Source organism: Acinetobacter sp. CAU_H_60 (genome assembly GCF_058599385.1).
In genome coordinates this window covers 603,560-623,867 of record NZ_CM178653.1, presented here as the reverse complement: position 1 = coordinate 623,867, position 20,308 = coordinate 603,560, and the positions used below count along the sequence as shown (strand labels likewise).

Sequence of the window (20,308 nt, the reverse complement as noted above, 5' to 3'; positions counted from 1 at the left end):
ATTACTCCCTGCTTTTATCATCTTATTATGGAGAAAAGATGTTTGTTTTGCAAAAACAAAATTATGGTAAATGTCTGATTTTTATATAATTAAAATGAGAAGCACTTGCATTTACGCTCTCTGTTCGACCAAATCCCATTTATAAAACAATATCTTGCATTTTTCATTCCGTTTTTATTCAATCCAGCAAGCTGGAATATTCAAACGTTAATTTTTGTAAATATTAATAAGCACTTATCTTGTTGCTTATTTTTATCTTGGACTCACCTGTTTGGCCTGGTTCATGCATAATTGTGCCTACGATGAAAGAAGTCAAAACAACAACGGTTTAAATATGACATTACAACATAGCACAGCACCTGTTCTGGTCACCGGCGCATCTGGCTATATCGCCAGCTGGGTCATCCAGAAACTTTTGAAACAAGGTTATACCGTACATGCCACTGTACGTGACCTGAATAAAACCCAGAGTTATACGCACCTTGAACAAATTGCAGACAGCAGCCCGGGGACCTTAAAGCTGTTTGAAGCCAACCTGCTCAAGCCCGGTTCTTTTGATGCGGCCATGCAAGGCTGTGAAATTGTCTTTCATATGGCCTCGCCTTTTGTAGTCACCAATTATAAAGATGCGCTCAAAGACATTATTGAACCTGCAATTCTGGGTACGCAAAATGTGCTGAATAGTGTCAATAAAACAGAATCTGTCAAACGTGTGATTGTCACCTCAAGTATTGCCTCAACATATGGCGATGCGATTGATATTTTGCAAACCGAGCACACCAGTTTTGATGAATCTCACTGGAATACCACCAGTTCAGAAACCCATCAGCCTTATCCGTATTCCAAAGTCATGGCAGAACGCAAAGCTTGGGAAATGGCGGAAGCACAGGATCGCTGGGACCTGATCTGTATCAATCCGGCACTGGTCTTTGGGGAATCCTTAACACCGAATACTCAATCAGGCAGTGTGGAAGTTCTGCAACAGTTTGCCAATGGCATGACCTTGCTGGGTGTTCCACCGATGTGGAATGGTGTGGTCGATGTTCAGGATGTTGCTGAAGCACATATCCGTGCTGCATTTAACCCGGAAGCGCATGGTCGCTATATTATCTGCAGTGAGACTTTGAGTTTACTGGAAATGGGAAAAATCCTGCGCGAAGCGTTTGGTCCAAAATTCCCGTTTCCACGCAACCAGTTACCTAAAACGGCTTTCAAGATTTTTGGTCCTCTGGCAGGCTTTAGCCGTAAATTTGTTGAACTCAATATGGGTTATCCAATTTTCTTTAATGCACAAAAAAGTAAGGATGAACTCGGTCTGGAATATCGTCCGGTGAAAGAAAGTCTGGTCGAACATTTCCAGCAATTACTGGATGATGGTCTGGTAAAAAAATATATTCCTTAATCGTACTCGCTCAAACCTGATCTGACAGTGACCGATTTTTTATTGTATCTGTCAGATTAAGTTTGAGCTTATGCATCAAGTCATTTATCGGCAAGCTTATGACGACTGCTTAAAAATCTACTTAAGCAGAAGTCCAACGCGCATTTTTCCACGCTTGCTGTTGCTTTGCATCTAGAAAAGTCCAAGCCACAAAACGACTTTCTTTTTGTCCCTGCGTCATTTTAATAGTTTTTACATCCACTGCACCGCACTTACGCAAGGTATTTAACAGCATAGGCAATGTGGTTTTCTTAGAAACCAGTGTACTAAACCACAGACATTGCTCAGCAAACTGTGTGCTCTCTTGTACCATCTGGCAAACAAAGCGTTCTTCTCCACCGTCACACCACAGCTCATTCTTTTGTCCGCCAAAGTTTAACACCACTTTAGACCGATCAACCGGCTTGCCAAGTTTGCATAATTTTTGCGTTGCTGTGGCATTTGCTTCATCTTGCGAAGCATGAAATGGTGGGTTACACAGGGTCAAATCAAAACGATCTGAAGGTTTAATCACACCTTTGAAAATATTGCTCGGTGTCTTTTGCAATCGAATCTGAATCCCCTTCCTGAGATTTGGATTTGCCTCCACGATAAATTGAGCACTTTTAACCGATGCCGAATGAATGTCTGAGCCGACAAATTTCCAACCATAACTACGATGACCAATAATCGGATAAATACAGTTCGCACCAACCCCAATATCCAACACTTGAACTGTGCGTCCTGTTGGAATTTGACCGTTATTATTGAGACTTAACAGGTCAGCCAAATAGTGAATATAGTCCGCTCTACCCGGAATCGGTGGGCAAAGATAATCTTGAGGAATATCCCAATATTGAATACCATAAAAATGCTTGAGCAATGCTTTATTGAGCATTTTCACAGCTTGAGGATCAGAAAAGTTGACTGAAAGATCGTTGTATTGATTCGGGCTGACAAAAGGTGCTAGTTCCGGACAACTCTTGATTAGCTGAGGAAAATCGTAACGACTGCGATGCAGATTTCGTGCATGTAATTGCGATTTTTGTTGCGGAAAAGATTTCTTTGCTTGCGCCATGTGTATGCCAATCATCAACAGGAGAACAGAATCAATAAGGCAGGATCTATGCCTGCAAATGAATCAATATTGTACGTGAATTCAACTTACATTGCCGAACCCGTCCTTGTATTTGTCTATCCTCCCCCTCTCATTCACCTATAGTTTTGAACTAGCAATAAAAAAGACACCTCAAGATTCATCATCCTGGGTGTCATTTTTATTTGAATCATTGTTTAGAACTGATTATTCTTCGATTTGCCCATGCTCTTTCATCAAAGCAATAAACTGTTCTTCATTGATCACAGGCACACCGAGTTTTTCTGCTTTATCGAGCTTAGAACCCGCTTTTTCACCCGCCACCACACATTTGGTTTTACTCGATACACTGCCACTGACCCGTGCACCTAAGGCTTGCAACAGTTGTGTTGCTTCATCACGTCCCATAGAGCTTAAAGTTCCAGTCACTACCCAGCTTTCACCATTCAGTGGTTGGCGTGTTGGTGCAATTGGCGCATCCCAGTAAATACCGGCAGCCAACAAGTGATCCAACACTTCCAGATTATGCGGTGCCTGGAAGAAATCAACAATCCACTCTGCGGTAATATCACCGACGTCTGGTGTTTTCTTTAAAGCGTCTACATCAGCACTGCGTAAAGCATCGAGAGTTTGGAAAGTATTGGCCAGCATACGGGCTGTCGTTTCACCGACACCACGAATACCTAGTGCATAGATGAAAGCAGCCAGTGTGGTTTTCTTACTGTTCTCAATCGAATCAATGAGATTCTGAACGGACTTTTCACCCATTTTTTCGATTTGCAGTAATTGCTCACGATGCTCATGCAAGTGATAAATATCCGAGACATCTTTTAAAAGATTGAGATGTAACAGTGACTCCACCCAGCGATCGCCAAGACCTTCAATGTCCATGGCCTTACGTGATACAAAGTGGCGGATGGTTTCGATGCGCTGCGCCGCACAATACAGCTCACCTGAACAGCGTGCCAATGCCTCACCCTCCGGCATCACCACGGGTGAATCACAGACTGGACAGTTCTCAGGTAAATGCACTTCTACCGCATTGGCAGGACGAAATTCTGGCCAGACTTTTTCAACCTTAGGAATTACGTCACCACTACGATAGACACTGACGGTATCCCCGATTCTTACATCCAGTCGGTGAATTTCACCAATATTATGCAGCGTTACATTGGAAACGGTTACACCACCCACGGCAACCGGATTCAACCGTGCTACAGGCGTTAGAGTCCCGGTACGACCTACTTGCCAGTCAATATTTTCAACGGTGGTCAATGCAGCCACTGCAGGGAATTTATAAGCCGTTGCCCAGCGTGGTTCACGGCTCAAGAAACCCAGTTTCTGCTGTTGTTTCAGGTCATTGACCTTAATGACCATACCATCAATTTCGACACTAAGCTTTGAACGTTCTTCAATGATCTGCTCGTAAACCTTTTGCACTTCCTGGATGCTACTGCAGATAAAATGCCGCTCACCTACAGCAAAGCCAAACTGCTGTAGCCATTCCAGACTGGCTGACATCGTGGTTTGACCATGATGCGGTACACACTGGGCAATCCCATAGGCATAGAAAGCCAAAGGTCGAGAAGCTGCAATATTTGGATCAAGCTGGCGTAAACTGCCGGCCGCGGCATTACGCGGATTAGCAAAGGTTTTTTCGCCTTTTGCTGCATTGGCCGCATTCAGGCGTTCAAAGCCGGATTTCGGCATCAGCACTTCGCCACGCACTTCCAGTAATTCTGGAATCACGCCATTCACTGGAGACAGGAATTTCGGCAGGTTACGGATGGTTTTGACATTCTGGGTAATATCTTCTCCAGTTTCCCCATCACCACGGGTGACACCGCGAACCAGTACACCATGTTCATACCAGAGGGAAATTGCCAGACCATCAAATTTCAGCTCAACATCGTATTCAATCTTTTGATTGGGTAAGCGCTCTTCAATACGGCGTGCGAAAGCAAACAGATCGTCCTGATTAAACACGTTGCCCAAAGACAGCATTGGCACCGCATGCGTTACGGTCAGAAATTTGGAAAGTGCCTGACCGCCTACTTTAACTGTCGGTGTGTCTGGCTGTTGTAAATGTGGATATTGTTCTTCTAAAGCTTTGAGCTGATGAAAGAGCTGATCATATTCACTGTCTTCAATCGTAGGTTGATCCATCACATAATAAGCATGATTATGCTTGGCAAGCAGTTGAATCAATTGACGCATTTGCGCAATGACAGTGGCATCTTGGGTCATAATTTCACCATAAAAAAGGGCGGAAAATCCGCCCTATACAATATTCAGCTTTTCGCTATTATAAAAATCGGATTCTGCAGATTCAATATTGGAATATTAAACTTCTGCAGTCTGTCCAGCACGATAATCAATCGCCTGATGACGCCAGAATTCACGTAATTGTGGGGTCATTTCCTGCTGGTTCTGATCATAGACCAGACCATCCACTTCACGCGCAATCAGACGTGAAATGCTGTCCATAGTATCGAAGGCATTCTGTACATCGCTATGCGGTAAAGCCAGGAAGAACGCCAAACCTTTGACTTCTTCAGTCGACAGAGTTTCTAAGTCAAAACCTTCCATACCGGTATCTGCCATACGCAATACCGAAAATAGCAATTTCGAGCCATCTTCACTATAACGATGGAAACATGCCAGCTCACCATAACGCAGGCCATATTTCAGTAAAACTTTTAGAGTTTTTTCGCCTGAAAGAGCACGGCCCTGTGGATAAACATGCAATGAAATAATCGTTTCAGCATTAGCCAGCGAACATTCTTCATCCACAATTTTTTGCTCATGTAGATGTGCATCCAGAATACTACTTTCATCATTGAAGTCAGAAATTTCAGCTTTCTCGATATTGCTATTCAGGCTAAATTCAGCTGCTTTAGGTTCTTTTTCTGCTTCTGCTACGTCTACTATTTCAGGCTTGTTTTCTTGTTCAGCAGATGTTGCGGTTTCTTCAGCTTTGGTTACTTCCGGTTCTGCTTCCTCTGCAACCACCGGTGTATCGAGTGGACTTGCTGCTTTGCTTTCTGGCTGGGCGGTTTCAGCCAAAGTTGGCTCTACTTTGGCTGCTTCTTGTTGTTCTTCCGCAGGTGCAATGTTGTCTACCGCTTCTTCATTCAGACTTGGTTCAACGCGTGCAGCTGCCGGACTTTCGGTTTTAGACAGTTGAGATCGTACATGCCTTGGAATAACCGGAGTCTGGCTGTCAGGATCAATATGCAGATCCGCATCCAGTGACGGTACAGCCTCCGCAGGTTTTTTCAAGATCAGTCTTATGCCGAATAGCATAATCACAATTGCAATAACAATCCCGATAATTGTGGTGATTTCCATGTTATACCTCCGCAGCTAAGCCGTATTCTTTTGCCTGTTCCAAATTTACTGTCACTAATTTTGAGGTTCCCGGTTCAGGCATGGTTACACCTAAAAGATCAGTCGCCATCATCATTGCAAGTTTGTTATGGGTAATATAAATAAATTGCACTTGTTCAGAAAGCTCTTTGACTAAATTACAAAAACGTCCCACATTGGCATCATCCAGCGGCGCATCCACTTCGTCCAATACACAGAATGGCGCCGGATTTAGGCGGAAAATTGCAAAGACCAGTGCTAATGCGGTTAAAGCCTTTTCACCACCAGAAAGCAATGCCAGTGAGCTGTTGCGCTTGCCCGGTGGGCGAGCCATCAGTTTTACACCCGATTGCCATCCATCTTCAAGACTTAAACTCGCTTCACCGCCCTCAAATACTTTCGGGAACAGGTTTTGCAGCTCGGCATTGACCTGATCGAAGGTATTCATAAACAGCTTACGGGTTTCCTGATCAATACTTTTCATTGCTGCCTGCAGCTGTTCAACGGTATTTTCCAGGTCCTGAATCTGATGGTTGAGTTCGTCATAGCGTTTCGAAACTTCTTCATACTCTTCAGAAGCTGCCAGATTCACTGCACCCAGTTTATCGAATTGAGCTTGTGCTTTTTCCAGTTTGGTCTGATGTGCTTTTACATCAATATTCAGCCCTGAAATTACTTCACTATTCAATTCTTTCAGCTGTTCTGAATAATGCTGTAAATCAGATTTGGCTGCCTGCCAAGCCAGACGTTTGGCTTCAAGTTCAGTACGCAGTTGTTCATCCTGCTGCTGGAAAGTATGGCGCTGCTCAGTCAGGTGCTGCTGCTTGCTCTGGATCTGATTCAGCTCGATCTGCCAGTCTGCCCAGGTTTTTTGCAGTTTTTCCGTGATCAGTGCCTGTTCATTAAACTGGCTCTGTAAAGCAGGTAATTCCAGTTGTACCGGATCGACAAACTTTTTGGCCTGTTCTATTTGCGCAATAATCTGTTGATATTGCTCTTTTAAAAACAGCTGATCTTTTTCCAGCAGTTCAGCCTGTTGCTGACTTTGTACCGTTTGCCTGCGTAGTAATTCTAATTCCTGCTGTGCCTGTTGAGTGACTTGCTGTGAGTCTTCCAGCTGGGCATTAAGTTCTTCCAGCTGGAATTGCAAGGTCTTGTAATTCGGCAGTGCCTGTTCCAGTTTCAAATTCAGTGCATGCAGATCAATTTCCAGATCGTCTTTCTGCATCGCATCTTCTTCCAGCTGCTCATCCAGTTGCTGTAACTGGTTTTGCAATTGCTGTTTCTGTACCGCAAAGGCCTGCGTCGCGCTCTGAACTTTGGCAATGTTCAGATCAAGCTGTTGCAACTGCTTTTGTGCCTGCTTCTGCTGCTCATTGATGCTTTGAATCTGGCTTTGCAAAGCTTTTACTTGAGCAGTGAGTTCAGGAAGCTGTTGCTCTAGATCAGCAAATTTCGGTTCAAGCTGAGTCAGTTGCTGCTCAATTTCATCCAGACGAATACGATGACTCAGTGCCCCTTGTCCCGCCTGACTGGCTTCATCATAGTCCAGTGCAATCATCCAGTCGGGTCCGACATGATAGCCATCCAGACTTAAGATCGACTGGCCTGCTCTCAGCTGAGTTTGTAAACCAAGTGCTTGTTTAAAGTTCTCAGCTACGGCCACCTGTTGCCAGAGTGAGTATTGAGGCGCTTCAATCCAGTCTGCTAAACAAGGGAGTTCAGCGATCTGAATATTATCTTGTGACATCTGAGCTTTGAGTTGGCGTGCACTATTCTCTAAAAAATGCTCAGTTTCTTCTAATACTTGTGCAGAAAGCCATTTCGCCAGGAACTTTTCAATCAAGCTGGCATGAGCTTTGGCCTGTGGATTCAGCTTCAACACCTGCATTAACTGCACCGCATCCGCTTTAGCATTTGGATTGGCTTTGGTCAATAACTGGCTCAGGTTTTTGCGTTCTGATTGCAGCACCTGAATTTCCGATTTCAGCTGCATCAGCAATTGCTGCTGACTTGCCTGTTCTGCTTGTAGCTGCTCAAGCTCAGTTTTCAGTGTTTTGAGTTGAGTCTCAAAGCCACTGATTTGCTGTTCAGTTTCAGCTTTATCAGCCTGATACTGTTCCAGCTCTTCTTGCTGCGCCTGCTGCTGAATTTGTGCTGCCTGTTGTTGCAAGGTTTCTTTTTGCTGTTCAATCCGGACAATATTTTTAACCAGCTGTTCACTTTGCGCCAGCATTTGCTGTTTACGTTGTTGCTGTTGCTCAACCTGGGTTTTAATTTGAGCAAACTGGGCAGCAATTGTGCCTTGCTGGGATTTCAGATCAGTCAGATCCTGGTTTTGTTCCTGACTTTGACCTTCCTGCTGCTGCAATTGTGCAGTCTGATCTTCGAGTTGCTGATGCAGGGTGTCCAACTGTAATTCAATCAGCTGTAAACGTTCTTTGGTCTGCGCTTTCTGTTCTTCGAGCTTCACCAGACTGGTCGAGTTCTGCTGCAATAAGGACTGCTTTTGCTGCAAAGTCATTTCCAGTTCGCTGAGCTTTTTCTCAGCCTGTTGCCATTCAGTTTGTAATGGCGTGGACTGTTGAATCAGGCGCTGGAACAGTTCACTGGTGGCTCCCAGATCATGTTCAACGGTGGTCAATTCAGAACGTACCAGCTTAAAATTCTCGCCCAGCGTATTCATCTGTACGGTATATTCTTCTTGCAGACGCTGGCTCTGTTCACACTGGAACGACAGGATTTCAATCTTGATGGTACGGATCTGGCCTTCCAGCTCCTTATATTGAATGGCAGTTTCTGACTGGCGTTTTAAGGTTTTAAGCTGAGACTTGAGTTCAGAGGCAATATCTTCCAGTCGCGACAGGTTCTGCGTAGTGTGATCCAGATGCAGCATGGTCTCGCGGCGACGTGCCTGATAACGGGAAACACCGGCAGCTTCTTCAATAAAAACCCGCATTTCTTCCGGCTTGGCATCCACCAGACGGTTGATCATGCCCTGTTCAATGATCGCATAAGAACGCGGCCCCAGCCCCGTTCCCAAGAAAATATCGGTAATATCACGACGTCGGCATTTGGTGCCATTCAGGAAATATTCAGACTTGCCATCACGGTTAACCTGACGGCGTACTGCCAGCTCATTATAGGCATTATACGCACCGCCCAGCTTGCCATAGGTATTATCAAAGCGCAGTTCTACACTGGCGATGCCCACCGGTTTGCGCTTGGCTGTTCCGGTAAAAATCACATCCTGCATGCTGCCACCACGTAGTTGGCGCGCACTGGACTCACCCATCACCCAGCGTATGGCATCAATCACATTTGATTTACCACAACCATTGGGTCCCACCACTGCAGTCCGGTTATCCTTGAAGTGTAAGGTGGTACTGTCAGCAAAAGATTTGAAGCCTGAAAGTTTTAAACTGCTTAAACGCATAGTGTCCTGATTTAACGTCGTGAGCGTCTGGCCCACGCGAGTTCAATTTGTTTCATCCGTGTCAGAGATTCCAACACAAGGTTGCGCAAGTGTCGACAAAAATCTTCCATAAATAACGTCGCCTGATGGGATTTACGAATTAAAATCGCTTCCGTCACCAGTTTAAATAATTCAAAAGATTCCTGTAGCTCACGTCTTGAAATATTCAGGGTCAGAAAATAGCTACGGCGTAAAGATGGCAATAGTTCCTGATAATAACGCATCAGGTAAAGATTACCGACCATCTCCTGTTGCTGGGCCATTCCCTGAAAGATCAAATCATAAAACTTTTCGGTATGGCCTTGGCGGGTTTCGGCTTCCAATTGTTCTAATAATAGCTGAATGCGCTCTGCCTCATGACTGCGCCAGGTCTCTGCCATGCGATGTACCATCTGCCCCAGCAATAAAGAGGTCAGGTCAAACAGGGCACGAACCTGCATGGCCGACATTTCCGAGACAATAGCACCGCGACGCGGGAAGATTTCAATCAACTGGGTACGTTCAAGCAAGAGCAAGGCTTCTCGGACTGATCCCCGACTGACGTCAAGCTCCGATGCAATTCTGAGTTCCTGGATGCGTTCGCCTTCAACCAGCTCACCCCGGATAATCTGTTCACTGATATGCTTGGCAATCTGTTCAGACAAACTGTGTGCTTCTTGTTGTTGCATACTGTTCCTGTCTTATTTTTATTGATGCAAGTGCAGTCATTCTGGATGACTTTTCAGTTATTAAACGGCTTTTTTGCAGAAAATACTTTGACATTGTCAGACAATCTTGTGTCTATACAGCCAACCCAGTCAAAGAAAAAGGAGAATAGTGACCTATTCTCCTCAAAAATTTAGCTGATAAAAAATGAGTAGTTCAGGCAGTAAAGCCTTGATAGATAAAATACAGACCAACTGTAGTCAATAAGGCTGCAAAACATTTTTTTAATAGAACTGGTGATAATAAATGCGCCACTTTTGCACCAAATTTTGCAGTGATAAAACTCATCACACTAATACCAATAAACGCATAAATATGAATATAACCAATCGTATTTGGCACTTCGACTTCAGCTTTCTGACCAAACCAGATGAAACCTAAGGCACCGGCCACTGCAATCGGCAAACCGCAGGCAGCAGAAGTGGCTACTGCTTTCTGGATTACGACACCACAACGATTCAGGAAAGGCACAGTCAAACTACCGCCACCAATCCCGAATATGGCCGATGCCACGCCAATGCCACCACCCGCTGCCAGCTGTAATGCGGCTGAAGGCAATTTCTGGTTCGGATCAACCTGATAATGTGCACCTCTAAACATTCTGAATGCAATCCAGACTGCAAAGAAGCCAATCAGCAATTGCAGGCCCTGACCCGATAAATAATCTGCAATTCCAGCTCCTAAGAATGAGCCAATGACCAGGCCAGGTGCCAGATTACGCACTACATCCCATAACACTGCTCCTCTTTGATGATGTGCCATCACCGAACTGATTGAGGTCACAATAATCGTAGCTAGAGAAGTTCCGACTGCCATATGCATAATCACGCTTGGATCGTACTGGAGCTGGGTAAAAACAATGTACAGGATTGGCACGATAATCAGGCCACCACCCACGCCAAACAGGCCTGCGGCAAATCCTGCAATTGCACCAATTAATAAATATATGATTAACTCCATAACGACATTTACCACGTTTAGATTCAAATGGATGTAGAAACTCGCGAACTGCAGCAACGTTTAAGTCAAGCAGGCCAGCTTCCTGAAGTGTTGCTGATCAAGCCCATTACCACATCGACCAATGACGATGTCCGGGAACTGGCAACCAAAGGGGTACAACAGGTACTGGTGTGTAGCCGCGTGCAAACCCAGGGACGTGGACAGCGTCAACGTCAGTGGATTTCTCCTGAGGGGAACATCTATTTAAGCACATTGCTGCATACACAAAAAGCAATCGATGGTCGTCTGGCGCTGGAAATTGCATTAAATATCCTGCAAATGCCAAGTCTAAAAGGCCTGGACTTGCAGGTAAAATGGCCCAATGACCTGTACAGCCTGCAAGGGAAATGGGGCGGCATTCTGATTGAACCGATTTCGACTCAACAGGTCGTAGTCGGTGTCGGGATCAATGTCAGCCCACTCACGGAAAGCATTCCAGACCAGCAGGTAACTTCTCTGACTGAATTGGGACTACAGCATGCTTCACGTGTAGATCTGATTGCCGAGTTGTATCTGGCTATTCAACAAGCGGGTGAATGGTTTAATTATGGCAGTCAGAATCTGCCGGCACGGTTTAACCAATATGCTGCATTTTTCCAGCAAACAGTTGAATTTACCGATATTCAAGGCCAATATTCCGGAACTTTCCTCGGCATTCAGGACGATGGTGCGGTCATTATCGAAACGGATGCAGGTACGCAGACATTTTATCAGGGGCAACTCCGTCTCAAAAACGGCGGCTGAACAGGCATCATTCAATGAAAAAACTATGGTTGGATATCGGCAATACACGACTCAAGTACTGGATTACGGAGCAGAACCAGATCATTGAACATGCTGCGGAAATGCATTTGCAATCCCCTGCCGACTTACTTCTTGGCTTGATTCAGCACTTTAAGAGTTTGGGCCTGCATCAGGTCGGAATTTCTTCAGTGCTGGACAAAGCAAATAATGTCCGTATTCAATCGATTCTGACCTGCCTGAACATTCCTATAGTTTTTGCCACGGTACAGGCACGCTATGCCGGTCTGATCTGTGGCTATGATGATCCTTCCCAGCTTGGGATTGACCGCTGGTTGCAAGTGCTGGCCGTTGCCAAGTCAGCCGACCAAAATTACTGTGTCATCAGCTGTGGGACTGCCCTGACCATTGATCTAGCCCAAGGTCAAAAACATCTCGGCGGTTATATCCTGCCGAATCTGTATTTACAGCGCGATTCCCTGATCCAGAACACCAAAGGCATTAAAATCCCGGATGCGGCTTTCGAGGAACTCAGTCCTGGACGCAATACCATTGATGCCGTGCATCATGGCATTTTATTCGGTCTGCTCAGCACCATTGAAAAAGTACTGCAAGATTTTCCGGCACAGTTGATCCTGACTGGTGGAGATGCTGCGCTGTTTGCACAGCATCTCGAACGGTTTCAGCCCGTGATTGAGCCAGATTTATTGCTTAAAGGCCTGCAGCATTTTGCAGATCATTTGCCAGACACAGTTTAAGTAGTTCGAGCAACTTTGAAAAATCTGCATAGCCATCTAGCTTGTGAAAATGCCCTGCATTTTTGATTTCAAAAATCTGTGCATTCAGGCTATGGCCCAAACGCAACGAAATCGGTGCAGGAACATAAGGATCATTGCTGGAAAGCAGCATTACAAAGCGTTTGGCAGCATGTGATAGATTGTTCATATCTAACTTTACTGCCTGCACCATTTTGTTCAGTTCCGACCAGGCCACCAGTGGTGTATCAAAAGCTGCGACTAACATGAGTCCGCCAATTTTCAATTGCGTACGGCTATAATGTTCTTCAAGAAACTTTAGAGCACTTAAGCCACCCAAGCCGTGCGCAACAATGAAACTATGCTCATCCAGATGCGGAATCTGCAGTTTCAGGTTGTGCTGCCATTCTTCCAGATCAGGTTGAAAAGGATTGGTCAGCATGATCCGTTTGGCCTCGAACCCGGTGTCTTTGATCTTCCGGCTCAACCATGGATACCAGTGGTCATTTGAGGTCGCCTGATAATCAGGCACGATATAGACTTTCTTCGTTATATTTTTCATAGCATTGTACTTATTATATTTAGAGCAAAATGCTCCGACAAAAGTTAAGTTTTTAATTATTAGCGGATGAAATTCAATATTCCCTATTTAATTTCATCCTGTCATCATTGAACCAATCTGTTCATCATCCTCCCTATTCAGTGGAAGATTGGATCAGATAAGGCTGAATCACTCGCCAGACTTCCGGCAGTTCAGTACAGCCCTGCGAATTAATAAAATGCCCTTGGTGCTCGGCACAGACTACGATTGCATCCAGACTTTCCGCCTGCGCCAAGCTAAAGTCAGGCTGAACCCGATCATCACCTTCCGAATAAATCACTACACGTTCATCAATCTGACGTTTCAGTAAATCAAAATCTACTTCAGCCGCATCAATGAACGGATTAACTTCTTCCAGACGTCCCAGTCTGCCATTGAAACCGGCCACTAATACCAGTTGTTTGATTCTCTGATTTTTTAATTCGCGACTTAAATAATGTAATGCAGCCAGACAACCCAGACTATGCGCAATAAAAATGCTATTTTCGTCAATCCCCTCAATCTGTTCACGCATTTGCTGTTCCCAGACTTCTAATTTTGGCGTAGTTGACGGGTCAAGTCTGAGTACTTTCAAGCTGACATGTTCCTGTTGGGCTTTTTCCTGAATCCATGGAAACCAGTTTTCTTCAGGACTTGCGGTATAGCCATGCACCACAATCACTTGAGTCATTAGATACATCCTTCTGTATTATTTTATTTCGAATGTTTTCGAGTCTGCCTGATTTTTCTGGAAATTTGGGTAAGCAAATGTTGTTTTGTTTAAACCAGATATAAAAGAAAATACAGACAATAAAAAAGGCGCTATATGCGCCTTTTTTATTTAAAACATTTATTTTTTGTCGTTACCGCCGAACAGTGGACCCATACCACCGCCACCACCAAACTGTTTTTGCAGACCGCTCAGTGATTTCATCATTTTTGCCATACCCGACGGATTGGCAAATTTCTTCATCATCTTCGCCATTTGCGCATGCTGCTTGATCAGCTTGTTGACTTCTGACACTTCCATACCACAACCTGCTGCAATACGCTTTTTACGGCTTGGATTCATCAGGTCAGGATTACGACGTTCCTTAATGGTCATCGACTGGATAATCGCTTCCATTTTCTTCACTTGCTTTTCAGGATTCGCCTGCGCAATCGCATCTTGAATACCAGAATTGCTCATGCCTGGAAGTTTGTCCAGGAAGCCCATCATGCCGCCCATCTTGTTCATCTGCTCGAATTGCATCAGCATATCTTCAAAGTTGAAGCTACCGCCTTTCTGCAATTTCTTCGCCATTTTCTCGGCTTTTTCTTTGTCGATTTTGCGTTCAACTTCTTCGACCAAAGAAAGCACGTCACCCATGCCCAGAATACGCTGTGCCACACGTTCCGGATGGAATGGCTCAAGGGCATCCAGTTTTTCGCCCATACCGAGGAACTTGATTGGCTTGCCAGTAATCGCACGAACAGACAGTGCTGCACCACCACGCGCATCACCATCAGTTTTAGTCAGGATCACACCCGTCAAAGGAAGCGCATCGTTAAATGCTTTGGCTGTATTTGCCGCATCCTGACCGGTCATGGCATCGACTACAAACAGGGTTTCAGTCGGATTAATCGCTGCATGCAGCTCTTTAATCTCTTCCATCATATTGTCATCGATATGCAGACGACCTGCAGTATCGACAATCAACACATCGGCAAACTGGATTTTTGCCTGTTCAATTGCACGATTGACGATGCTGATTGGCTTTTCAGTAGCACTCGATTCAAGGAAAATCGCGCCAACTTCGCCAGCCACCGTCTGTAGCTGCTTGATCGCAGCCGGACGATAAATGTCGGCAGACACCATGGCTACTTTTTTCTTTTGACGTTCTTGCAGGAAGCGTGCAAGTTTGGCTGCAGTCGTGGTTTTACCCGCACCCTGCAAACCGGCAAGCAGTACCACCACCGGTGGTTTTGCTGCAAGGTCGAGGCTCTCATTGGCCTCGCCCATCATTTTGGTCAATTCGTCATAGACGATTTTGACGAAAGCTTGCCCTGGTGATAACTGAGTCATCACTTCCTGGCCTAATGCTTCTTCCTTAACTTTCGCGATAAATTCACGAGTTACAGGTAACGCAACGTCGGCTTCAAGAAGTGCCATACGTACTTCACGTAACGTATCTTTAATATTGTCTTCGGTTAGCTGCCCTGAGCCAGTAACATTTCTTAAACTCTGCGTGAGTCGTTCTGTTAAGGTATCAAACATTGCAAAATCCGCTTAAAATAGCCAGTAGCAAAAAATTGTTTCTTAAAATAGAAAATTTATGCATAGAATGCTATAGGATACTGTAGTTCGCACTGAATTTATATAAATGAATATTCATCACCCTTAAAAAGGTTTGACATGCTTAGCCTACCCTTGGTTTACACGATCTTAGCATTAATCGCTTATACCTCCTCTTTTTGGTATCTGTTCATTCATTTAATGACTAAACGTACTCCAAATCAATGGTTTGTCGGCTTAACAGCTTTAGTTGGACTGGTACTGCATGCTTTGGTTTTATCAGGTGACATGTATACCCCGATGGGGATGAATTATGATGTATTTGCCTTACTTTCCTTTACGTCAGGGCTAATGCTGCTGCTAAGTATCATTTACAGTACCTATCGGCCGATTATTGCTTTAAACCTGATTGGTATTCCCGTCGCTGCAACCGGCCTAATTCTCGGTTTCAGTTTCACCCAGCCAGCGAAAGTCATTGCACAGAATTCCCTGGGTCTGGATATTCATATTATCTTGTCCCTATCTGCTTACGCTGTGTTATTGATGGCGACGATTCAGGCCGTGATTTTGCGGTTTCAGGACCGTGAACTGAAGAAGAAACAGAAACGTCGGGTTTGGGTGAATCTGTTGCCATCCTATCAAGATATGGAATCTTTATTGTTCGATATGCTGATGACCGGTTTCATTTTACTGACACTGGCATTGGGTTTCGGCTTCTTTACCATCGATAATTTCTTTGCCCAGCATCTGGCCCATAAGACTGCCTTTAGTATTGTGTCCTGGCTGGTTTATGGTGCATTACTGATTGGACACTGGAAATTTGGCTGGCGTGGCCAGAAAGCAGTTCGTTTTACCTTGCTTGGGTTTGGCCTGCTGGCGCTTGGTTTTATCGGTTCCAAGTTTGTGCTGGAAATGCTATTAAACAAATAAAGTGATTGATCCTCGATCGATATTACAAAAGCTCAGCTAAGACTGGGCTTTTTATTTAATTATCCTTTTCTTTATCTGGATTCACTTTCCCTACCCGTACAGATAGGGGCCAGCTCACCACCCGGGGCAATTCTGGGTCTTCCCATTCTGGCAATAAGGCATCTGCCAGTACATTCAGCGGATTATGTCCGAGTGCCGTGGTGGCTGCTTTTACGGCTGACCAGGTACTCATATAGCCTATCAGTTGGTAAAAGTTCCACTCGACTTGTAATACCGGCGGCTGTACAGAAATTTCCTGAAATGGAAATGGCAGATTTTTGTATCCTTCATCGACATGGCGGCGTTCTGCTGCCCAATAGGGCGCAATAGTCACTTCATAAAAATGTCTGAAATAATGATTCAGATGTTCTTCATCAATGCTGAATACCCCATAACTAATAAGAGCCAGAATGGCATTGGGTTTTGCAATACGGTGAACTTCCGCATAGAATTTGTCCAGATCCAGCCAGTGGGCAGCTTGTGCGACTGAAATCAGGTCAGTGCTTTGATCAGCTAAGGGTATATTTTCAGCTAGGGCATGAAGGTATTGAATTTTCGGATGAGGTTTGGCCTGTGCGATTTGTTCTTTACTCGCATCAATAGCAATCACCTGATCAAAATAATGCGCCAAAACCTCTGAAAACTGTCCTGAGCCACAGCCAACATCTAAAGCTACTTTCGTACTCGGTGCTAGCTCTGCCAGTATCTTCCCCAAAGTGTCCGGATAATGCGGGCGAAACAAGGCATAATCTTGGGACTGCTGGGAGAAATGGTCTTTAAATTCCCGCCTTTCCATCTGCACTTTCCTGACCTGTTTTCTAACAGCTTAACTCGATCCGGAAAGGCGACAATAGGAATTTGGTTTCATTTCCAATAATTTTTAAAACTAAAAAATTAGCGTATTTTAATTATCTAAAATTTTTAAAAATCAGCTAGTTTAACTATTTTGCTTGATTTGATAATCCGCTTTAAAGTTCTGATAACTACGTCGCTCTGCGGAATTTTCGGTTAAAGCTTTTACTTCCTGCATGGTATTCAGGCAACGTGTAGTGAGCTGGATATATTGCTCGGTGCCATGGCTTTTCCAGGCAATTTCTTTTTCTTCTAAAGGACGGATGACTTTTGCCGGACTGCCAAGTACCAGATTATTTGCTGGCACTTTGAATTTAGCCTTAACTGTACTGTTGGCCCCAACAATGACATTCTCCCCGATTTCGGCCTCATCCAGAATTACACTGTTCATACCGATCAGGGCATTTTTTCGTACCACGCAGCCATGCAAAATGGCACCATGACCAACATGGCCATATTCTTCAACCAAGGTCACACTGTCCGGAAATCCATGAATGGTACAGGAATCCTGTACATTGGCATTTTTCTGGATATGAATCCGGCCAAAATCGGCACGCAACGAAGCGAACGGACCAATATAAACTCCGGCTTCAATGATCACATCACCGATCAGCACAGCCGTAGGATGGACATAAGCTTCAGGGCTGACGACAGGAATAACCCCATCAATCGCATAACATGGCATAGACTCCTCCTTGAGCTATTACATTCATGATTTTTTTAATATTAAAAGGTCAATTCCGGCTGCTTTAAGCCACCAAAACGTTTATAAAATTGTGGATGTGCAGGTGGCATAAGGCCTTCCGCTGTCCGGGCAGTCTCCAGGAAAAACTCATCTCCTGCTGCAAATACTGCCTGATATAGATTGGTACTCAGGTTGCGCGCAATCAGTGACAACCAGTCTGTTGGCAACAGTTCAAATGGCAGATTCGGGTCTTTCAGTAAAATACGGCGATATTGATGGATCAGCAGGATACGAATCTGAAAGGCTTGTACTGGATCCAGTTCCTCTTCATTTTCCACCAGATAGAAAAACTCGCGGAAATCACTAATAAATTTTTCATAACGCTGATGCAGTTCCGGGATTGGCCAATTGGTTTCAACCATCCGTTTAATGGTTGGATAAGATTCCTGCCAAAGCTGCAAGGTTTCTGCACGGAATACTACCACCTGATCAGTCATCTTGTTATTCAGTAACAAGTTTTGCAGTTTCTGCTGATCACACCCCGGATAGGCCATGACATTGGTCGCGATATTGGCAAAGCCTAACCATTCCAGTTCTTTTTTCAGTGTCTGTTTATTTTCCAGTTCAACTGAACTGAGCAGAACCAGATCCCATTTCTGATCCCATTCATTATGCTGGAAGCTATAAATTTTCTGGTCTGCGGTAATAAAACGCTGACGGCTGCTTTCGGTAATACGGTAATAACTGGTGCGGCCAATCTTTTCTGAACTCAGCCAGCCATTTTGTACCAGACGGAATACGGCGGTACGCACAGAACGCTCATTGAAGCCAAATACATCCATCAGCTGAATCAGGCTGGCAAGACTAATGACTCCCCCACGGTGATAAATGCTGTCACCAAAAATCGTCATTACCAATGAGGTTCCACTGAGGGTCTCATTCTGAATGAAATCATCAATTACTTGTTTTAATTTCGGATTCATTACGTTCAATTTACCTTGTCAAAGCCGGATGACAGACCTGAGCCTGTCATCCAGACGTATTTAAGCGGACTTTCGGATATCAAACACCCGCTGAGCCTTACCTTCAGAACGTGGCAAGCTACCTTCCGGTAAAACTTCCACACTGACACTAATCCCGACCATGGTCTTGATTTGTACTTTCAGCTGATTTGCCAATTGGTGTGTCATATTTATAGCATTATCTTTACGCATTTCGGTACGAATATGCAATGTATCCAGGTGACCCTGTTTACAAATCTGAATCTGATAATTTGGAATAAGCTGCGGAATATGCAGGATTTGCTCTTCAATTTGTGATGGAAACACATTCACGCCACGAATAATCATCATGTCATCACTGCGACCGACAATCTTGTCCATACGACGCATGCTACGTGCAGTACCTGGCAATAAGCGTGTCAGATCACGGGTACGATAACGAATCACCGGCATACCTTCTTTGGTGATGGTGGTAAATACCAGTTCACCCAACTCACCATCTGGTAATACTTCGCCGGTTTCCGGATGGATAATTTCAGGATAGAAGTGATCTTCCCAAATCGTTGGACCATCTTTGGATTCCAGACATTCCATCGCCACACCCGGTCCCATGACTTCGGACAGGCCGTAAATATCCAGCGCATCAATGCCTAGACGTTCTTCAATTTCACGGCGCATTTCATTGGTCCATGGCTCTGCACCAAAGATGCCAGTCTTGATTGAACAATCCTTAGCAGTTCCGAATTTTTTCTCCAGACACTCAATAATATTCAGACAATAAGATGGAGTGACCATTAAAGCCGTTGGCTTGAAATCATGAATCAGCTGGGCTTGCTTATCAGTTTGACCACCTGACATTGGGATTACGGTGGCACCCAGACGTTCTACCCCATAATGTGCACCCAGCCCGCCAGTAAACAGGCCGTAACCATAAGATACCTGAATCGTATCTTTACTGCTGAGTCCGGCTGCACGTAACGAGCGTGCCACCACATCTGACCAGGTATTAATGTCATTCTGGGTATAACCAACTACAGTCGGCTGACCTGTAGTACCTGAAGAAGCATGTACACGGACAATCTGCTCCTGAGGCACAGCAAACATGCCAAATGGATAGTTTTCGCGCAGATCCTGCTTGGTGGTAAACGGGAATTTTGCCAGATCGTCCAGTGATTTCAGATCATCCGGATGGACACCGGCTTCATCAAACTTTTTCTTGTAAACCGTACTGTTCTGATAAGCATGCTGTAGTGTTTTTTTCATACGTTCCAATTGCAGGCCACGTAATTCATCTACTGAAGCGGTTTCAATTTGTTCCATTGCATTGTTATTCATATTCTTGCTCCTGCTGCAGTCATCCTGACTGCTGATGATTTCTCTTTTGAT

General features: G+C 44.7%; 17 protein-coding genes. 4 read left to right on the top strand and 13 right to left on the bottom strand.

Annotated elements, in window-relative coordinates; translation table 11 throughout:
• Positions 1-334 precede the first annotated feature (334 nt).
• On the top strand, positions 335-1,402 hold the full coding sequence (locus AC4MBN_RS02885) for an SDR family oxidoreductase (protein WP_491880628.1): 1,068 nt from the start codon (positions 335-337) through the stop codon (positions 1,400-1,402).
• 121 nt (positions 1,403-1,523) lie between these two features.
• On the opposite strand, the gene rlmF is transcribed toward AC4MBN_RS02885, so the two are convergent.
• The 6 genes from rlmF to AC4MBN_RS02855 all read right to left on the bottom strand — a co-directional run bounded on the left by rlmF (position 1,524) and on the right by AC4MBN_RS02855 (position 11,025).
• The gene (gene rlmF, locus AC4MBN_RS02880; RefSeq protein WP_491880627.1) at positions 1,524-2,498 is read right to left on the bottom strand and encodes a 23S rRNA (adenine(1618)-N(6))-methyltransferase RlmF; all 975 of its coding nucleotides are present in this window, start codon (positions 2,496-2,498) and stop codon (positions 1,524-1,526) included.
• A gap of 225 nt (positions 2,499-2,723) precedes the next feature.
• Positions 2,724-4,763 carry an NAD-dependent DNA ligase LigA gene (ligA, locus tag AC4MBN_RS02875; RefSeq protein ID WP_491880626.1) on the bottom strand — a complete coding sequence of 680 codons (2,040 nt, stop codon included), beginning with the start codon at positions 4,761-4,763 and terminating at the stop codon, positions 2,724-2,726.
• Positions 4,764-4,859: 96 nt separating this feature from the next.
• Positions 4,860-5,867 carry a cell division protein ZipA C-terminal FtsZ-binding domain-containing protein gene (locus tag AC4MBN_RS02870; RefSeq protein WP_419365645.1) on the bottom strand — a complete coding sequence of 336 codons (1,008 nt, stop codon included), beginning with the start codon at positions 5,865-5,867 and terminating at the stop codon, positions 4,860-4,862.
• Position 5,868: 1 nt separating this feature from the next.
• On the bottom strand, positions 5,869-9,321 hold the full coding sequence (gene smc, locus AC4MBN_RS02865; RefSeq protein ID WP_419365676.1) for a chromosome segregation protein SMC: 3,453 nt from the start codon (positions 9,319-9,321) through the stop codon (positions 5,869-5,871).
• Between the two features lie 11 nt (positions 9,322-9,332).
• A complete protein-coding gene (locus AC4MBN_RS02860; protein ID WP_005234246.1) occupies positions 9,333-10,028 on the bottom strand; it encodes a GntR family transcriptional regulator in 696 nt (231 codons plus the stop codon).
• Positions 10,029-10,221: 193 nt separating this feature from the next.
• Positions 10,222-11,025 carry a sulfite exporter TauE/SafE family protein gene (locus tag AC4MBN_RS02855; RefSeq protein WP_004783347.1) on the bottom strand — a complete coding sequence of 268 codons (804 nt, stop codon included), beginning with the start codon at positions 11,023-11,025 and terminating at the stop codon, positions 10,222-10,224.
• Between the two features lie 27 nt (positions 11,026-11,052).
• Here AC4MBN_RS02855 and AC4MBN_RS02850 point away from each other — a divergent pair, with 27 nt between their 5' ends.
• Positions 11,053-11,808 carry a biotin--[acetyl-CoA-carboxylase] ligase gene (locus tag AC4MBN_RS02850; RefSeq protein WP_419365647.1) on the top strand — a complete coding sequence of 252 codons (756 nt, stop codon included), beginning with the start codon at positions 11,053-11,055 and terminating at the stop codon, positions 11,806-11,808.
• A 14-nt stretch (positions 11,809-11,822) separates the two neighbouring features.
• Entirely contained in the window at positions 11,823-12,563 is a 741-nt protein-coding gene (locus AC4MBN_RS02845) for a type III pantothenate kinase (RefSeq protein WP_491880625.1), read from the top strand.
• Here AC4MBN_RS02845 and AC4MBN_RS02840 read toward each other — a convergent pair.
• From AC4MBN_RS02840 to ffh, 3 genes are all read right to left on the bottom strand, one after another.
• Entirely contained in the window at positions 12,517-13,122 is a 606-nt protein-coding gene (locus AC4MBN_RS02840; RefSeq protein ID WP_491880624.1) for an RBBP9/YdeN family alpha/beta hydrolase, read from the bottom strand. The two genes, AC4MBN_RS02845 and AC4MBN_RS02840, sit on opposite strands and share 47 nt — an antisense overlap.
• 133 nt (positions 13,123-13,255) lie before the next feature.
• Positions 13,256-13,831, bottom strand: a complete 576-nt coding sequence (locus AC4MBN_RS02835; RefSeq protein ID WP_491880623.1) for an RBBP9/YdeN family alpha/beta hydrolase — start codon at positions 13,829-13,831, stop codon at positions 13,256-13,258.
• Positions 13,832-13,990: 159 nt separating this feature from the next.
• Positions 13,991-15,397 carry a signal recognition particle protein gene (ffh, locus tag AC4MBN_RS02830; protein ID WP_419365651.1) on the bottom strand — a complete coding sequence of 469 codons (1,407 nt, stop codon included), beginning with the start codon at positions 15,395-15,397 and terminating at the stop codon, positions 13,991-13,993.
• Between the two features lie 138 nt (positions 15,398-15,535).
• Here ffh and AC4MBN_RS02825 point away from each other — a divergent pair, with 138 nt between their 5' ends.
• The gene (locus tag AC4MBN_RS02825; RefSeq protein ID WP_004783358.1) at positions 15,536-16,345 is read left to right on the top strand and encodes a cytochrome C assembly family protein; all 810 of its coding nucleotides are present in this window, start codon (positions 15,536-15,538) and stop codon (positions 16,343-16,345) included.
• Between the two features lie 55 nt (positions 16,346-16,400).
• On the opposite strand, the gene AC4MBN_RS02820 is transcribed toward AC4MBN_RS02825, so the two are convergent.
• From AC4MBN_RS02820 to paaK, 4 genes are all read right to left on the bottom strand, one after another.
• Entirely contained in the window at positions 16,401-17,180 is a 780-nt protein-coding gene (locus tag AC4MBN_RS02820; RefSeq protein WP_491880622.1) for a class I SAM-dependent methyltransferase, read from the bottom strand.
• A 141-nt stretch (positions 17,181-17,321) separates the two neighbouring features.
• A complete protein-coding gene (locus AC4MBN_RS02815; RefSeq protein ID WP_180047935.1) occupies positions 17,322-17,921 on the bottom strand; it encodes a gamma carbonic anhydrase family protein in 600 nt (199 codons plus the stop codon).
• Positions 17,922-17,962: 41 nt separating this feature from the next.
• Positions 17,963-18,904 carry a phenylacetic acid degradation operon negative regulatory protein PaaX gene (gene paaX / locus AC4MBN_RS02810; RefSeq protein WP_159123525.1) on the bottom strand — a complete coding sequence of 314 codons (942 nt, stop codon included), beginning with the start codon at positions 18,902-18,904 and terminating at the stop codon, positions 17,963-17,965.
• A 60-nt stretch (positions 18,905-18,964) separates the two neighbouring features.
• Positions 18,965-20,257 (bottom strand): phenylacetate--CoA ligase PaaK, encoded by a 1,293-nt coding sequence (gene paaK, locus AC4MBN_RS02805; RefSeq protein ID WP_491880621.1) that lies wholly within the window; start codon positions 20,255-20,257, stop codon positions 18,965-18,967.
• Positions 20,258-20,308: the final 51 nt, after the last annotated feature.

Excerpts from the sequence above, each read along its gene's own strand:
- AC4MBN_RS02885 (WP_491880628.1), top strand. The coding sequence starts at position 335 with ATGACATTACAACATAGCACAGCACCTGTTCTGGTCACCGGCGCATCT.
- rlmF (WP_491880627.1), bottom strand. The coding sequence starts at position 2,498 with ATGGCGCAAGCAAAGAAATCTTTTCCGCAACAAAAATCGCAATTACAT.
- ligA (WP_491880626.1), bottom strand. The coding sequence starts at position 4,763 with ATGACCCAAGATGCCACTGTCATTGCGCAAATGCGTCAATTGATTCAA.
- AC4MBN_RS02870 (WP_419365645.1), bottom strand. The coding sequence starts at position 5,867 with ATGGAAATCACCACAATTATCGGGATTGTTATTGCAATTGTGATTATG.
- smc (WP_419365676.1), bottom strand. The coding sequence starts at position 9,321 with ATGCGTTTAAGCAGTTTAAAACTTTCAGGCTTCAAATCTTTTGCTGAC.
- AC4MBN_RS02860 (WP_005234246.1), bottom strand. The coding sequence starts at position 10,028 with ATGCAACAACAAGAAGCACACAGTTTGTCTGAACAGATTGCCAAGCAT.
- AC4MBN_RS02855 (WP_004783347.1), bottom strand. The coding sequence starts at position 11,025 with ATGGAGTTAATCATATATTTATTAATTGGTGCAATTGCAGGATTTGCC.
- AC4MBN_RS02850 (WP_419365647.1), top strand. The coding sequence starts at position 11,053 with ATGGATGTAGAAACTCGCGAACTGCAGCAACGTTTAAGTCAAGCAGGC.
- AC4MBN_RS02845 (WP_491880625.1), top strand. The coding sequence starts at position 11,823 with ATGAAAAAACTATGGTTGGATATCGGCAATACACGACTCAAGTACTGG.
- AC4MBN_RS02840 (WP_491880624.1), bottom strand. The coding sequence starts at position 13,122 with ATGAAAAATATAACGAAGAAAGTCTATATCGTGCCTGATTATCAGGCG.
- AC4MBN_RS02835 (WP_491880623.1), bottom strand. The coding sequence starts at position 13,831 with ATGACTCAAGTGATTGTGGTGCATGGCTATACCGCAAGTCCTGAAGAA.
- ffh (WP_419365651.1), bottom strand. The coding sequence starts at position 15,397 with ATGTTTGATACCTTAACAGAACGACTCACGCAGAGTTTAAGAAATGTT.
- AC4MBN_RS02825 (WP_004783358.1), top strand. The coding sequence starts at position 15,536 with ATGCTTAGCCTACCCTTGGTTTACACGATCTTAGCATTAATCGCTTAT.
- AC4MBN_RS02820 (WP_491880622.1), bottom strand. The coding sequence starts at position 17,180 with ATGGAAAGGCGGGAATTTAAAGACCATTTCTCCCAGCAGTCCCAAGAT.
- AC4MBN_RS02815 (WP_180047935.1), bottom strand. The coding sequence starts at position 17,921 with ATGCCATGTTATGCGATTGATGGGGTTATTCCTGTCGTCAGCCCTGAA.
- paaX (WP_159123525.1), bottom strand. The coding sequence starts at position 18,904 with ATGAATCCGAAATTAAAACAAGTAATTGATGATTTCATTCAGAATGAG.
- paaK (WP_491880621.1), bottom strand. The coding sequence starts at position 20,257 with ATGAATAACAATGCAATGGAACAAATTGAAACCGCTTCAGTAGATGAA.